At 47.7% G+C, this 15,221-nt stretch carries 14 protein-coding genes, 2 tRNA genes and 2 rRNA genes; 13 read left to right on the plus strand and 5 right to left on the minus strand.

Annotated elements, in window-relative coordinates; translation table 11 throughout:
- The 4 genes from AYY17_RS07870 to AYY17_RS07885 form a co-directional block, all read left to right on the plus strand.
- A 23S ribosomal RNA gene (locus AYY17_RS07870) occupies positions 1-82 on the plus strand; the annotation flags it as partial.
- Positions 83-206: 124 nt separating this feature from the next.
- A 5S ribosomal RNA gene (rrf, locus tag AYY17_RS07875) occupies positions 207-322 on the plus strand.
- A gap of 49 nt (positions 323-371) precedes the next feature.
- Positions 372-448: transfer RNA gene (locus AYY17_RS07880), tRNA-Asp, on the plus strand.
- 7 nt (positions 449-455) lie between these two features.
- A tRNA-Trp gene (locus AYY17_RS07885) sits at positions 456-531 on the plus strand.
- A gap of 242 nt (positions 532-773) precedes the next feature.
- Here AYY17_RS07885 and hdfR read toward each other — a convergent pair.
- Positions 774-1,586, minus strand: a complete 813-nt coding sequence (gene hdfR / locus AYY17_RS07890; protein ID WP_067400763.1) for an HTH-type transcriptional regulator HdfR — start codon at positions 1,584-1,586, stop codon at positions 774-776.
- A gap of 118 nt (positions 1,587-1,704) precedes the next feature.
- Between hdfR and AYY17_RS07895 the strand changes: the two genes are divergently transcribed.
- The gene (locus AYY17_RS07895; RefSeq protein WP_067400766.1) at positions 1,705-2,043 is read left to right on the plus strand and encodes a MaoP family protein; all 339 of its coding nucleotides are present in this window, start codon (positions 1,705-1,707) and stop codon (positions 2,041-2,043) included.
- Positions 2,044-2,093: 50 nt separating this feature from the next.
- Here AYY17_RS07895 and AYY17_RS07900 read toward each other — a convergent pair whose 3' ends face one another.
- Positions 2,094-3,626 (minus strand): YifB family Mg chelatase-like AAA ATPase, encoded by a 1,533-nt coding sequence (locus tag AYY17_RS07900; protein ID WP_067422771.1) that lies wholly within the window; start codon positions 3,624-3,626, stop codon positions 2,094-2,096.
- A 486-nt stretch (positions 3,627-4,112) separates the two neighbouring features.
- On the opposite strand from AYY17_RS07900, the gene ilvL reads away from it, so the two are divergent.
- The 6 genes from ilvL (at position 4,113) to ilvA (ending at position 10,669) form a co-directional block, all read left to right on the plus strand.
- Positions 4,113-4,211: an ilv operon leader peptide gene (ilvL, locus tag AYY17_RS21165; RefSeq protein ID WP_150385200.1), complete on the plus strand. Its 99-nt coding sequence runs from the start codon at positions 4,113-4,115 to the stop codon at positions 4,209-4,211.
- Positions 4,212-4,321: 110 nt separating this feature from the next.
- Entirely contained in the window at positions 4,322-5,968 is a 1,647-nt protein-coding gene (gene ilvG / locus AYY17_RS07905) for an acetolactate synthase 2 catalytic subunit (protein ID WP_067422773.1), read from the plus strand.
- Entirely contained in the window at positions 5,965-6,243 is a 279-nt protein-coding gene (gene ilvM / locus AYY17_RS07910) for an acetolactate synthase 2 small subunit (RefSeq protein WP_067422775.1), read from the plus strand. The genes ilvG and ilvM overlap by 4 nt, the downstream gene beginning before the upstream one ends.
- Positions 6,244-6,254: 11 nt before the next feature.
- Entirely contained in the window at positions 6,255-7,181 is a 927-nt protein-coding gene (locus tag AYY17_RS07915) for a branched-chain amino acid transaminase (RefSeq protein WP_067422777.1), read from the plus strand.
- Positions 7,182-7,250: 69 nt separating this feature from the next.
- Complete coding sequence (ilvD, locus tag AYY17_RS07920) at positions 7,251-9,101, plus strand: dihydroxy-acid dehydratase (RefSeq protein ID WP_067422781.1); 1,851 nt, start codon at positions 7,251-7,253, stop codon at positions 9,099-9,101.
- A 2-nt stretch (positions 9,102-9,103) separates the two neighbouring features.
- Positions 9,104-10,669, plus strand: coding sequence for a threonine ammonia-lyase, biosynthetic (ilvA, locus tag AYY17_RS07925; protein WP_067422783.1), 1,566 nt, complete (start codon positions 9,104-9,106; stop codon positions 10,667-10,669).
- Here ilvA and ilvY read toward each other — a convergent pair.
- Positions 10,652-11,545 (minus strand): HTH-type transcriptional activator IlvY, encoded by an 894-nt coding sequence (gene ilvY, locus AYY17_RS07930; protein ID WP_067422785.1) that lies wholly within the window; start codon positions 11,543-11,545, stop codon positions 10,652-10,654. The two genes, ilvA and ilvY, sit on opposite strands and share 18 nt — an antisense overlap.
- A gap of 252 nt (positions 11,546-11,797) precedes the next feature.
- Between ilvY and ilvC the strand changes: the two genes are divergently transcribed.
- Positions 11,798-13,273, plus strand: coding sequence for a ketol-acid reductoisomerase (gene ilvC / locus AYY17_RS07935; protein WP_067422787.1), 1,476 nt, complete (start codon positions 11,798-11,800; stop codon positions 13,271-13,273).
- Positions 13,274-13,440: 167 nt separating this feature from the next.
- Complete coding sequence (locus tag AYY17_RS07940) at positions 13,441-13,920, plus strand: Hcp family type VI secretion system effector (protein WP_067422789.1); 480 nt, start codon at positions 13,441-13,443, stop codon at positions 13,918-13,920.
- A 3-nt stretch (positions 13,921-13,923) separates the two neighbouring features.
- Here the strand turns inward: AYY17_RS07940 and AYY17_RS07945 are convergent, their stop codons facing one another.
- Together AYY17_RS07945 and AYY17_RS07950 are read right to left on the minus strand one after the other, a co-directional pair.
- A complete protein-coding gene (locus AYY17_RS07945) occupies positions 13,924-14,340 on the minus strand; it encodes a hypothetical protein (RefSeq protein ID WP_067422790.1) in 417 nt (138 codons plus the stop codon).
- Positions 14,330-15,034 carry a hypothetical protein gene (locus tag AYY17_RS07950; RefSeq protein WP_067422793.1) on the minus strand — a complete coding sequence of 235 codons (705 nt, stop codon included), beginning with the start codon at positions 15,032-15,034 and terminating at the stop codon, positions 14,330-14,332. The genes AYY17_RS07945 and AYY17_RS07950 overlap by 11 nt, the downstream gene beginning before the upstream one ends.
- Between the last annotated feature and the right edge of the window lie 187 nt (positions 15,035-15,221).

Here is a 15,221-nt window from a genome sequence, read left to right on the forward strand (position 1 = left end):
ACTAAGACGTTGATAGGCTGGGTGTGTAAGTGCAGCGATGCATTGAGCTAACCAGTACTAATGAACCGAGAGGCTTAACCTGACAACACCGAAGGTGTTTTGAGTTGAGAGACGACTAAGAAAGAAATCAATTTTTCAGATAACGGGTGATGGATGAATAGATTCATACCGGTTATTAAACAGCTTGTTTTGGATAACAGAATTTGCCTGGCGGCACTAGCGCGGTGGTCCCACCTGACCCCATGCCGAACTCAGAAGTGAAACGCCGTAGCGCCGATGGTAGTGTGGGGTCTCCCCATGTGAGAGTAGGGAACCGCCAGGTTTTACATTAAGTGAGGATGCAGAGTTGCATCAGTCACGCAGAGATACGCGGAGCGGTAGTTCAGTTGGTTAGAATACCTGCCTGTCACGCAGGGGGTCGCGGGTTCGAGTCCCGTCCGTTCCGCCAACGCTTTAGGGGCGTAGTTCAATTGGTAGAGCACCGGTCTCCAAAACCGGGTGTTGGGAGTTCGAGTCTCTCCGCCCCTGCCATTTACTTGATAAGCAATAACTAAAAATTTTTAATTATTAATAGCCCAGTTTATTATGAACTGGGTTTTTTATTGCCTGAAATTCGGGAATAATGTTTGTTTTTACAGGTTTTTATAGTCTTATTCCTCTTTGATCTCTGATTAAAATTCCTCTGAATCCTCTGAATCCTCTGAATCCTCTGAATCCTCTGAATCCTCTGAATTCATTTTTCCCTGAAATCCATAAATAAACTATTACCGGTATTAAACCGGTATTGTTATCAGTTGGCGGATAAGTCCTTGCTGATCGCTGTTTTGCAGCCATATTGCGTACAGTGGTTTTGTAATCAGGTCCTTATTTACTGGTTTTAATTCAGTGTGATCTTTCTTCCAGTGTGCAGGCAACCAGGCTACGGACGGCGTTACCGCCAGCAATTGTTTAGCCTGGCTGGCCGACGTGGTTGTCAGGATAGGCAATTGATGTCGGGTGAGCTCAGGGTTGTCATACTGATGGAAATCAGCACTCCATTCGAGCTGAATCAGCCCCGGTAAATTATCCGGGATAAGCGGATGTACGCTGAACAACTGAAGGGTGATTTCTCCGATAACCTCACTTTTAAGCTCATCCATTTTAGGTTGTTCTGTAGAAATAAGTAAATCCAGTTCACGTGCATGTAACTGCTTTACCAGAGACTGACGTGAGGCAATTCTGGCATCCAGGTGAAGTTCTGACTGCTCACGATATACCCGCTCAAGCCATGGGGTCAGGTACGCTTCCCACAACGAAGCCGTTGCACCGATTGAAAGCGCATTATGTGCAAATGCATGATTAATCTCTTTCTTTGCAAGTTGCCAGGTGTTAATAAGTGATTCTGCATAAGGCACTAACCGTTCACCAGCTGCCGTTAAACGAATATTATTCCGGTGACGGGTAAAAAGACTCGCCCCGAGATTTGTCTCTAACTGCCTGATTCTAAAGCTTACTGCTGATTGGGTAAGGTATAAGGACTCGGCTGCCCGCCCGAAGTGGCGGGTTTTACTGACCTCCAAAAAGGTTTTCAGTAATTCAGTATCCACAAGTATCTCCAGAAATTTTTGTCGTTATGATTTAAATATTTTGTTTTACAGAATCCTGATGCTATCTAATACTCCGCGCCATAAAGAGTAAGTTAGTAGAGAATTAGGAGTGTGTCAGATGGAAGAAAGCTTTATCACGACTAATCGTTTTTTTGATAATAAACATTATCCTCGTGGTTTTTCACGCCATGGTCATTTTACGATCAAAGAAGCTCAGTTACTTGAGCACCATGGTTTTGCTTTCAACGAACTGGACATGGGTAAACGTACTCCCCGGACGGACGAAGAGAAACTGTTTGTTTCTGTGTGCCGTGGTGAACGCCTGCCGGTGACAGCAGCAGAAAAAGTATGGATCAAGTACCTGGAATGCATCCGCAAACCAAAACGCTTCCATACTCTGTCCGGTGGTAAACCCCAGGTCGATCCGTCGGAAGACTATACCGACACCGATGATTAATATCATCAGAAATAATAAGTTAAAAGGGGCATTCGTGCCCCTTTCCTTTTTTATGACAGTGCCTGCTGAAGTTTGTGAATAAATCTATCCATGACACGATAGCTCAGTGCTTCCAGTATATCCCGGCGTGATACGTTCTTCCCTTCCTCCCGCAGATCGGCAATTGTTCTGCTGACACGCAGGATTCGGTGCCAGGCCCGTACTGATAAATTCAGTTGTATCAGGGCATCTTCAAGAAACCGGGCATCCTGTTGCGACAGAGCACAATGCAGGTCAGTTTCTTTACCTGATAATCCGGCGTTTAATTTTCCCTGTCCGTTACGGCTGTATTGCCGCTCCCGTGCGAACTGCACCCGTTCTTTTACCTGTTGATGTACAGGCAAACTTTTTTCTGTTCTGCTGAGTGTGCCGGGCGGTAGCATCGGAACCTCTATAGATAAATCAAAGCGATCCAGGAACGGACCGGAGATACGGGAAAGGTAGCGTAAAAGCTGCTGTGGGCCGCTGCGGTTATGGATCCCCTGATAATGACCTGTCGGGCTGGGATTCATTGCTGCGATAAGCTGGAGACGTGCCGGAAAGCAAATTTTGGCTTTGGCTCTGGAAATGACAATTTCACCGGATTCAAGTGGTTCCCGCAGAGAATCGAGTGTGCGGCGCTGAAATTCAGGGAGTTCATCCAGAAACAAAATACCGTGATGAGCGAGAGATATTTCCCCCGGCAGCGGGATACTTCCGCCACCGATGAGTGCTGCGGTGGATGCGCTGTGATGAGGCGCTCTGAACGGGCGCAGGGGCCATTTATTCTTATCTGATGAGGTTTGGGTAAGGCTGCGGATTATTGCGACGTCCAGCGCCTCCTGTGCGGTTAATGGCGGAAGTAACGTACTGATTCGGCTGGCTAACATGGTTTTTCCTGTTCCCGGCGGACCGAGCAGCAGCAAATTGTGTCCGCCTGCGGCACTAATTTCAAGTACCCGCTTTGCGTGTTCCTGTCCGATGATGTCGTCGATGGTTGTACTGCTTGTTATTTCTGCTGTATTTGTCTGATGTGTATTTTCTTCCAGAATAGAATCCTGATGAAAAAAACCGGCAATTTGCAGTAAATTATCCGCCATCAGTGCCGATCCCGATGGTAAAATACTTAGTTCATCATAATGCTGTTTTGATACTACCGCCCGTCTTTCAGATTGCAGTGCGGCCAAAACAGCAGGCAGTATTCCCCGGCAAAAACGCAGTTCACCTGAAAGACCTAATTCACCTGAAAATTCATAATTTTCTGTCAATTTTGTATCGATTTGCTCTGAAGCTGCAAGAATGGCTATAGCAATGGGCAAGTCATAACGTCCGCCTTCTTTGGGCAAGTCAGCAGGGGCAAGATTGATCGTAATGCGTTTGGCCGGAAATTCAAATCCGCCATTGATTAGTGCACTGCGAACGCGATCCCTCGACTCTTTTACAGCAGTTTCCGGTAATCCCACGAGTGTTAATCCCGGCAGTCCGGCACTGATATGTGCTTCTACCGTTACGGGCGGGGCATCGGTACCTATCATGGCGCGTGTATAAACAATGGCAAATGACATCATTCCAACCTGTTGTTATCTGTGGAACTTTTATGATGTGTGATTTTTCCTGAAACCCGGCCCTGTTTTGTTATTTTTTCCGCACAGCACGATATTTTTTATGAGTGTTACAAATTCGGTTATCTGTTTTGCGTGTTGTGCCGAAAAATAGGGTGGTGAGAAGATAATCATAAAGCAGTGGATACAAAAATCTGTCACGCTTTTTATATCAGTCGGGGAAGAGGGGCGTCAGTATGAAAAGTAAATTGTGCGGAGAAACTAAATGTACCTTTCTGTGTTGTTCTGTTAAGGATGTATTTTGTAGCGCAAGGTATCTCTCAGTGGTTAATTGATAGTGGTAAATGCTGGTGGTTATGGCAATCAATTGAAATTAATGAATATTTATTCTCGTTGTTAAAAAAATAAGAAATAGCCGTTGTCAATAATTCGATAACATGATAACTCTAAAATACAAAAACCAGATTGATACGGCAGAAGAATTTCAATATGAATAAGATTGTCCGCGTTGTCAGCCTAATTATCGTGAGCGTGGTGGTGATTATTATCCCACCGTGCGGGGCTGCACGTGGACGAGAGAATGGCTGACAACCACTCAGATCTGACGAGAACCCCGCACCGAAAGGCGCGGGGTTTTTTTTAACCTTAATTTTATGATTTTTCACTGAAAGTAACGATGACGGACTAAGGAGTCACACATGAACGGGGCACAGTGGTTAGTGCAGGCACTACGAACACAAGGCGTTGAGACCGTGTTCGGCTACCCGGGTGGTGCGATCATGCCGGTTTATGATGCGCTGTATGACGGAGGAGTGGAGCATGTACTCTGTCGTCATGAACAGGGAGCAGTCATGGCGGCAATCGGCTACGCACGGGCAGGACAGAAAACAGGAGTATGTATCGCCACATCGGGGCCGGGGGCGACAAATCTGATTACCGGACTGGCTGATGCACTGCTTGATTCAGTCCCGGTTGTCGCCATCACCGGCCAGGTGGGTTCTTCACTGATTGGTACGGATGCTTTTCAGGAGATCGATGTATTGGGGCTGTCATTGTCATGCACAAAACACAGCTTTCTGGTTGAATCAATTACTGATTTACCACGAATTATTACCGAGGCCTTTGCGATCGCCACCAGTGGTCGCCCGGGGCCGGTACTCATTGATATCCCGAAAGACATTCAATTGCAGATTGGTGAATTTACACCGTATTTCATGTCGGTGGATGCCGCAGAACCTCTGTCTCAGGCTGATATTTCCAGCGCTTTACAACTGATGCGGGAAAGTAAAAAACCGGTTCTGTATGCCGGGGGTGGTGTGGGAATGTCAGGTGCTGTGGATGTGTTACGCGCATTTCTGACTGAAACGGGAATGCCGGCAGTCAGTACGCTGAAAGGACTGGGCGCGGTTTCACCGGACTATCCGCATTACCTCGGTATGCTCGGGATGCACGGAACAAAAGCAGCAAATCTGGCAGTTCAGGAAGCGGATTTACTGATAGCTGTCGGGGCGCGTTTTGATGATCGTGTGACCGGCAGACTGGATGCCTTTGCGCCATGTGCAAAGGTTATCCATGTGGATATCGACCCTGCGGAGCTGGATAAGCTGCGCCGGACGCATGTGTCATTTGCCTGTGATGCAAAGCAGATCCTGCCTGTGTTGTCGCAGCCACTTGATATTTCAGCCTGGCAGCGCAGAGCCGGAGAGCTGAAAGCCGCTTTTGCCCCGGATTATACTCACCCGGGGGAAACCATTTATGCCCCGCTGCTGCTATCACAGGTATCTGCCGCCAAACCGGAGGATTGTGTGGTGACAACGGATGTCGGGCAGCATCAGATGTGGACGGCACAGCATATGTCGTTTACCCGGCCGGAGAATTTTTTAACCTCAGGCGGATTAGGCACTATGGGATTCGGCTTACCGGCGGCTATAGGGGCGCAAATTGCCCGCCCGCAGGCAACGGTGCTTTGTGTCTCTGGTGATGGTTCTTTTATGATGAATGTCCAGGAACTGACAACCATCAAGCGCAAGCGGCTGCCGGTTAAAATTTTACTGCTGGATAACCAGCGACTCGGCATGGTGCGTCAGTGGCAGGAGCTGTTTTTTGACAAACGCTACAGCGAGACAGTACTGAACGATAATCCGGACTTTGTTGCACTTGCACAATCTTTTGATATTCCCGGGCACCTGGTCACTGAAAAATCAGATGTGCCTGCCGCTATTCACACCCTGTTACACCATCAGGGACCGTATTTATTGCATGTTGCCATCCGTGAAGAAGACAATGTCTGGCCATTAGTGCCGCCGGGTGCGGGTAACGAACAAATGATGGAGAGCACATTATGATGATGCATCAGTTAGCTATTCAGGCGCGTTCCTGCCCGGAAATCCTGGAGCGTGTTTTGCGCGTTGTGCGTCATCGTGGCTTTAACATTTGCGCGATGAAAATGGATCTGGCGAAAGGTTCTGAAGGTGATAATGTAAACATTGAGTTAACAATTTCAAGCCTGCGACCGCTGGCCTTACTCTGTACGCAGTTAGTTAAGTTAGCGGATGTGGCGGATGTCGAAATCTGTACACAAAAAAGAGAAAATTATCAGCACATTAGCCGTGCTGTCTAAGGAAAATAACAATGACAAAAAAAGCTGATTTTATTTGGTTCAATGATGAGATGGTTCCGTGGGCTGAAGCAAAAGTCCACGTTATGTGTCACGCAATGCACTATGGTACATCGGTTTTTGAAGGGATCCGCTGTTACGATTCCCACAAAGGACCGGTTGTTTTCCGCCATCGTGAACACATGCAGCGCTTGCATGATTCGGCAAAAATCTATCGTATGCCAATGGATTATTCCGTGGATGAATTGATGGAAGCCTGCCGTGCAACGTTACGCAAAAATAATCTGAGCAGTGGTTATATCCGCCCGCTGGTGTTTATCGGTGATGTCGGAATGGGCGTGAATCCGCCGCAGGGCTATAAAACAGATGTCATTATTGCGGCATTCCCGTGGGGCGCTTACCTGGGTGAGGAAGCGCTGGATGAAGGGATTGATGCCATGGTGTCCTCCTGGAACCGCGTTGCGCCAAATACCATCCCGACGGCTGCCAAAGCCGGTGGTAACTATCTTTCCTCGCTGCTTGTCGGCAGTGAAGCCCGCCGTCACGGCTACCAGGAAGGTATCGCACTGGATGTACACGGCTATATCTCTGAAGGTGCGGGAGAAAACCTGTTTGAAGTGAAAAACAATATTATCTTTACGCCACCGTTTACCTCATCTGCACTGCCGGGAATTACCCGTGATGCCATTCTGACCCTGGCAAAAGATCTGGGTTATGAAATTCGTGAACAGACGCTATCCCGTGAATCGCTTTATCTTGCCGATGAAGTCTTTATGACCGGTACAGCGGCGGAAGTAACGCCGGTGCGCAGCGTGGATGGTATTCAGGTTGGTATCGGGCGTTGCGGTCCTGTGACCAAAGAGATCCAGCAAGCGTTCTTCGGGCTGTTTACAGGTAAAACAGAAGACAAATGGGGCTGGTTAGATCCGGTAAATCCATAATAACAAAACGGATACTGATCCACGGGCGGGACGTTCCCCCGCCTGATTTTGCAAACACGGGAGATTACAATGCCTAAATACCGTTCCGCGACAACGACTCACGGTCGTAACATGGCAGGCGCACGAGCCTTATGGCGTGCGACAGGAATGACTGACGCCGATTTTGGCAAGCCGATTATTGCGGTGGTTAACTCATTCACACAATTTGTACCGGGCCATGTTCACCTGCGTGATTTGGGCAAACTGGTTGCAGAACAGATTGAAGCATCGGGTGGTGTTGCCAAAGAATTTAATACCATTGCTGTGGATGACGGGATCGCGATGGGACACGGCGGAATGCTGTATTCACTGCCGTCAAGAGAGCTGATTGCCGATTCTGTGGAATATATGGTGAATGCACACTGTGCGGATGCCATGGTCTGTATTTCCAACTGCGACAAAATCACTCCCGGAATGGTAATGGCGTCATTGCGCCTGAATATCCCCGTAATTTTTGTGTCCGGCGGACCGATGGAAGCCGGAAAAACCAAATTATCTGATCAAATCATTAAGCTGGATCTGGTGGATGCCATGATCCAGGGCGCGAATCCGAATGTGTCTGATGCAGACAGTGAGCAAATCGAACGCTCCGCCTGTCCGACCTGCGGCTCCTGCTCTGGGATGTTTACGGCAAACTCAATGAACTGTCTGACAGAAGCGCTGGGATTATCGCAGCCGGGTAACGGTTCTCTGCTGGCAACACATGCGGATCGCGAAAATCTCTTTCTCAGTGCGGGTCGCCGTATTGTTGAGATCACTAAAAGGTATTATGAACAGGATGAATCCTGCTTTTTACCGCGCAATATCGCGAATAAAGCCGCGTTTGAGAACGCGATGACGCTGGATATCGCGATGGGCGGTTCGACAAACACCGTGCTTCACCTGCTGGCAGCTGCACAGGAAGGTGAAATCGATTTCACTATGGCAGATATTGACCGCTTGTCCCGTATCGTACCGCATCTGTGCAAAGTTGCGCCGAGTACACCGAAATATCACATGGAAGATGTTCATCGTGCCGGGGGGGTTATCGGGATCCTGGGGGAATTAGATCGTGCTGGGTTGTTGAACCGGGATGTGACCAATGTTCTGGGTCTGACATTACAGGAATTACTGGACACGTATGACATCACGCTGACGAAAGATGAAGCAGTGAAAAAAATGTTCTCAGCGGGACCTGCCGGGATCCGTACCACAAAAGCCTTTTCACAAAATTGTCGCTGGCCGTCCTTGGATGATGACCGCGAAAATGGCTGTATCCGCAGCAAAGCACATGCTTATAGTCAGGATGGCGGGTTGGCTGTGCTCTCCGGCAATATTGCTGAAAATGGCTGTATCGTCAAAACAGCCGGTGTTGATGAAGACAGTTTGATTTTTACCGGACCTGCCAAAGTCTATGAAAGTCAGGATGATGCGGTCAGTGCCATTCTGGGCGGACATGTTGTTGCCGGTGATGTGGTTGTTATCCGCTATGAAGGACCGAAAGGCGGGCCGGGAATGCAGGAAATGTTATATCCGACAACCTACCTGAAATCGATGGGATTAGGGAAAAGCTGTGCGCTGATTACTGACGGACGTTTTTCCGGCGGAACCTCCGGGTTATCCATCGGGCATGTTTCTCCTGAAGCGGCAAACGGCGGGCTTATCGGGCTGGTGGAAACCGGCGATATCATTGCCATCAACATTCCGACCCGTCAGATTTCATTAAATGTGGATGAAAAAACGCTTGCTGCCCGCCGCGTCGGTGAAGAGGCGCGGGGTGATAAAGCCTGGTCACCGAAATCCCGTGAACGTCAGGTGTCTTATGCGCTGCGGGCTTATGCTCTGCTGGCAACCAGTGCTGATAAAGGTGCGGTACGGGATAAAAGCAAACTCGGGGGTTAAGGATGACCATAAAACAACCATTGCCTGCTCAGCCGACCGGGGCGGAGTATGTGAGAGCGGCATTCAGTGCCTCTGTTTATGATGTTGCGCAGGTTACGCCGCTGCAAATGATGCCGAAATTGTCAGCACGGCTGGGCAATACCATTCAGGTCAAACGGGAAGACCGGCAGCCGGTTCACAGTTTTAAACTGCGCGGTGCTTACGCCATGATCGCAGAGCTGACGGATGAACAAAAGCGACAAGGTGTTGTGACTGCCTCTGCCGGTAATCATGCGCAGGGTGTTGCGCTCTCAGCCAGTAAAACGGGAGTGAAAGCACTGATTGTTATGCCGCTTGCCACGGCGGATATCAAAGTGGATGCGGTCCGCGGATTCGGTGGTGAGGTCGTGTTACATGGCGCTAATTTTGATGAAGCAAAGGCTCATGCGATTGAACTTGCCGCATCACGCGGGCTGACATTTATCCCGCCATTCGATCATCCGCAGGTCATTGCCGGCCAGGCAACGATAGCACTGGAGCTTTTGCAGCAAAATGCACGGCTGGACAGAGTCTTTGTTCCGGTGGGCGGTGGTGGTCTTGCCGCCGGTGTGGCAGTGTTTATTAAACAACTGATGCCGGATATTAAGGTGATCGGTGTGGAAGCCGAAGAAGCTGCCTGTCTGAAAGCAGCGCTGGAGGCCGGACATCCCGTTGAACTGGCGAAGGTCGGGCTGTTTGCGGAAGGTGTGGCGGTTAAGCGTATCGGTGATGAGACATTCCGCCTGTGTCAGCTGTATCTGGATGATGTCATCACTGTTGACAGCGATGCTATCTGTGCCGCAATGAAAGATTTATTTGATGATGTCCGCGCAGTTGCAGAGCCGTCCGGGGCACTCGCGCTGGCGGGGATGAAGAAATATATTCAGCAGCATAATATTCAGGGCGAAAATCTGGCGCATGTTTTATCGGGTGCTAACGTGAATTTTCATGTGCTGCGCTATGTGTCTGAACGGTGTGAACTGGGCGAGCAGCGCGAAGGCGTGTTCGCGGTGACAATTCCCGAAGAAAAGGGCAGTTTCCTGCGCTTTTGTCAGGCGTTGGGTCCGCGTGTGGTAACAGAGTTTAATTATCGCTACAGTGACTCGGCAGAGGCATCAGTATTCGTCAGTGTTCGCGCGGATGAAGGGCCGGACGCACGACAGGCGATAGTTTCCGGTCTGGAAAGTGCGGGGTTTGCGGCGACCGATTTGTCTGATGATGAGATGGCGAAGCTGCATGTCCGCTATATGGTGGGCGGGCGTCCGGCGGCTCCTTTGCAGGAGCGTTTGTTCAGTTTTGAATTTCCGGAAGCGCCCGGTGCGCTGCTGAAATTTCTGGAAACACTCGGAACCTATTGGAATATCACCCTTTTCCATTACCGGAGCCACGGGACTGATTATGGTCGTGTGCTGGTGGCCTTTGATGCTTCGGGGGATGATACCCGGTTTGAGCAGCATCTGAATGCGCTGGGTTATGACTACCGGGATGAAACAGGGAATGCGGCATTTGTCCGTTTTCTGTCTCCGCAGACGTCAGTACCAGCGCGGTAATAATTGCCAGAAAGCCCGGATAAGCGGCTCATGCAGTCGCTTATTCAGGGCGCATACGCCCAGTTCAAACGGGGCGACCATTGAAATATTATCCAGTTGCAAAATACGGTTGCGGATAGCATCCGGGCTGTTTTCCACCACCACATGCGGGATCAGCGCAACGCCGCAACCCAATGCTACCATTGACACAATGGCTTCATGACCGGAGACGGTGGCATAAATCTGCGGCTCCTGAATGCGTTGTGTTTTAAACCATAAATCAATCCGTTTACGTGACGGGCCATGCTCCGGAATAATAAACGGAATATTCTCCCAGTCCGGCTCTGCCTGTGTTACCTGATGTTTTACCGGGCATGGCAGGGCAGGCGCGATAAGGGATAGCGGGATCTCGCCAATCTGATGAAAATTAATATTATCCGGTAATTTTTCCGGTTTCCCGGCGATACCTAAATCAGCTTCCTGCGACTGTACTTTTTCCACGGCATCGGCGGCATCACCGGTGGTGAGTTTTATTTCAACCTGCGGATGCGCGGCTCTGAATTGATCCAAAACTTGCGGCAGATGGCTGTATGCAGCGGTTACAGAACAGAACAGATGTAATTCGCCGGTCAGTGACGGACTTTGATGATTAAGCGCATGTTGCAGTTGCTGGTATTGCAGCACTGTTTCCCGTGCAAATTGTTTCAGTTGTTCACCGGCGGCGGTCAGTTGCACTGTGCGGTTGTCGCGCAGAAACAGCGGGTGGCCGAGAGAGTCTTCCAGGCGCTGAATCTGCCGGGAGAGTGTTGACGGGCTGACATGCATAGCATTGGCTGTTTTGCCGAAGTGGCAGCTTTCCGCCAGGTGTAAAAACAGTCTGAGTTCCCGGATATCCATTCTGACCTCCTTTCAATCTCACGTCATTATTTTATACCCAACGTCATTCAAGGTGCAGCCAACGAACCTGCAGTTTGAATGAATAAGGGTATGTTGCAATAAATGCATCACTATATTGTTAATATATCAATTTAAGCAATGAAAATCATGACATATAGTCATTATAAGTAACGCGGGTATACCACACCGGCAAATAACAAAATCAGTGCTGCATATTCTGCAATCTGAGCAAACACATTATACGGAGTCACCATGGCAAATTATTTTGATACATTGAATTTGCGCCAGCAGTTAGCGCAGTTAGGCAAATGCCGTTTTATGGCACGCGAAGAATTTGCGGATGAAGCCGGATACCTGAAAGGGAAAAAAGTGGTGATTATCGGTTGTGGCGCGCAGGGTCTGAACCAGGGGCTGAATATGCGCGATTCCGGGCTGGATATCACCTACGCCCTGCGCCGCGAAGCCATTGATGAAAAACGTGCCTCATGGCGGCGGGCCACTGAAAACGGGTTTACTGTCGGTACTTATGAAGAGCTGGTTCCGCAGGCGGACCTGGTTGTTAACCTGACGCCGGACAAACAGCACTCAGCAGTGGTTCAGGCAGTTCAGCCGCTGATGAAACCGGGCGCGGCACTGGGTTATTCACACGGATTTAATATTGTTGAGGTAGGCGAAAAGGTTCGTCCGGATATCACGGTTGTGATGGTCGCCCCTAAGTGTCCGGGAACAGAAGTCCGTGAAGAGTACAAGCGCGGCTTTGGCGTTCCGACCCTGATCGCAGTTCACCCGGAAAATGATGCCAAAGGTGAAGGGCGCGCGATTGCCAAAGCCTGGGCGGCAGCAACCGGCGGACACCGTGCGGGCGTTCTGGAATCCTCATTTGTGGCAGAAGTGAAATCAGACCTGATGGGCGAGCAGACCATTCTGTGCGGCATGTTACAGGCCGGTTCTTTACTGTGTTATGACAAACTGGTTGCCGAAGGCACTAATCCTGCCTATGCAGGTAAATTAATCCAGTACGGCTGGGAAACGATCACTGAAGCACTGAAGCAGGGCGGGATCACACTGATGATGGACCGTTTGTCCAATCCGGCAAAAATCCGGGCATATCAGTTATCTGAGATCCTGAAAGGGCAAATGAAAACCCTGTTTGAAAAACATATGGATGACATTATTTCCGGGCATTTCTCTGCAACCATGATGGCTGACTGGAAAAACGATGATAAAAATCTGCTGACCTGGCGTGAAGAAACCGGCAGAACGGCATTTGAAAATTATCCGGATTCTGATGTGAAAATCAGCGAGCAGGAATATTTCGATCACGGTGTTGTGATGATTGCGATGGTTAAAGCCGGCGTTGAACTGGCGTTTGAAACCATGATTGATGCCGGTATTATTGCAGAATCTGCTTATTATGAATCACTGCATGAGCTGCCGCTGATCGCAAATACTATTGCCCGCAAGCGCCTGTATGAAATGAACGTGGTTATCTCAGATACCGCGGAATACGGTAACTATCTGTTCTCTTTTGCGGCTGTGCCGTTACTAAAAGAGTTTATGGCATCACTGCAACCGGGTGACCTGGGTAAAACGATGGCTGATAGTGGTACTGATAACGCGCAACTGCGTGATGTTAATGAAGCTATCCGTCAGCATCCGATTGAGACCGTGGGTAAAACGCTGCGCGGTTATATGACGGACATGAAACGTATTGCTGTCGGTGGCTGATTGTATACCGTAATATTATTTGTATGAATGAATAGACGGCGCCTTAGGGTGCCGTTTTTTAATTTAATCAAAGAGGGTTATTGTAACTATCACAGATGTCATTACTATGACCTAAAATTGTATATATCAGATAATAACCAGCAGATATTTATAAACAAAGGAATGTTATGGCAAATAAAATTTACTTACGGCTGCAAGGTAATAAGCAGGGCTTAATTTCAAGAGGATGCTCATCACCGGAATCAATAGGAAATAAATATCAGTACGGACATGAAGATCAGATTTTTGTGTATTCGTTCAGCCATGATATTTTCCTTGAACAAAATGCGGTTCATCATCCGGTAATTATCAGTAAACCTATTGATAAATCATCACCATTGTTGGGTGTCAGCATTTCAGAAAATGAAATATTAACCTGCGAACTGGATTTTTACCGGACTGCGATATCAGGAGTTCAGGAAAAATATTATACGGTAAAATTAACCAGCGCTGCGATTGTGAATGTTTCATCTCATTATCCGAATGCACTGACTCATAACGACGTTCAACCTCATGAGAGTATTACGCTCTGTTATGAAAGCATTACATGGCGACATTGTGCTGCGGGCACGTCCGGTTACAGTATCAACGGACGGCATCCGTTTTAAGTTTTAATAGTAAGTATATTCGTATTCAGATAAAGACATACACTCCTGCTTATCTTTTGTAGACTCATGGATAGAAATAAATCTATTTTTATTATATTTATTTCTATATGTGATCTCATCAATAGAAATTAATGTACGTCGTGAGTTTGCATATTGATGAAGTTTTGTTTTCAGTTCATTGAATTTATTTTTATCCTGACAATAATAAATTGCAGAGTAAGATTCTTGCCCGCGATCTCCCCAAAAATGATAGTAATAGGTTGCCTGCTCTTTATCAGGTGCATTACGGATAAAATCGGAGACTAATAGTAACGACTTTATGTAGTTTGTTGCCGGAAAGTACTGGGTTGGTGATAAAAAACAGTAGAGAAAAAGCAAAATCGTAATAGATAAAATTAGTGATATTAATTTAGTTTTCATATTTATCTGCAAATGGATTCCATTTTTTGAAGCCCCAGTTACCAGCCCACCCGTCGGTCACATTCAGTTTTATAACAATATCATTTTCGTAGGAATTAAAAGGCTGAATGGTATTCATATAATAAGGAAGATTTTTTTTATAGGGTACAGCATTGGGTGATTCTTGCGGATCAGGAAAAATCCAGGGACGCAGTTCCCTGTTTTTATATTTACCGACGGAACCATAATGATCCCAGATCCGCAGGGCCGTTTCAACGGGCACCGGTTTAATCAGTGACCAGTAATCCCGCGGTTCAATGACGGAATAAAAACCCAGAAGGTTAGAGATAAGATCTTCACCGCTGAATCCACTATCATTTCTCAGTAGGCCGGAAAATAAGAACCGCCCCTGGTGGGTTTCAAATAGTGTGGAAATATAAAACATTATTGAAAGTGCGATTGATTTTTTATCATCTTCCCGGAGTCCTTTTTTTACCAGCCAGCAGGAGGTAATGCCCATCTTAATAAAAAATTTCCCCATAAACTGATCGTAACTGACCAGGAAGTAATCTTTAAAATAGGGTGTTGTGTTTTCTGTGAGTAGCTGTGCCCACAGGCTTCGTGCATCCCCGCCTATAGCGTGATTGCGATCTACCCAGCCAATATCCTGTGTATATATTAATCTGGAGTTCCTGATATCATCTCTGGATGCCATTCAGTTTTCCTTATTTAGTAACCTGATTTTTCTCCATAATATTGGTGTTTCGGTGGCAGGGATATACTCTGAAAGAGTTATAATTAATTGAATATGAATATTATTTTATCTAACTGAAGATGATTTTTATGCTCTGGTATATTCAGTTTTATGACAGTGTCATCATGCACCGAGACATTACTGGTTA

The sequence above is a fragment of the Morganella psychrotolerans genome, from assembly GCF_001676055.1.
GTDB lineage: Bacteria > Pseudomonadota > Gammaproteobacteria > Enterobacterales > Enterobacteriaceae > Morganella > Morganella psychrotolerans_B.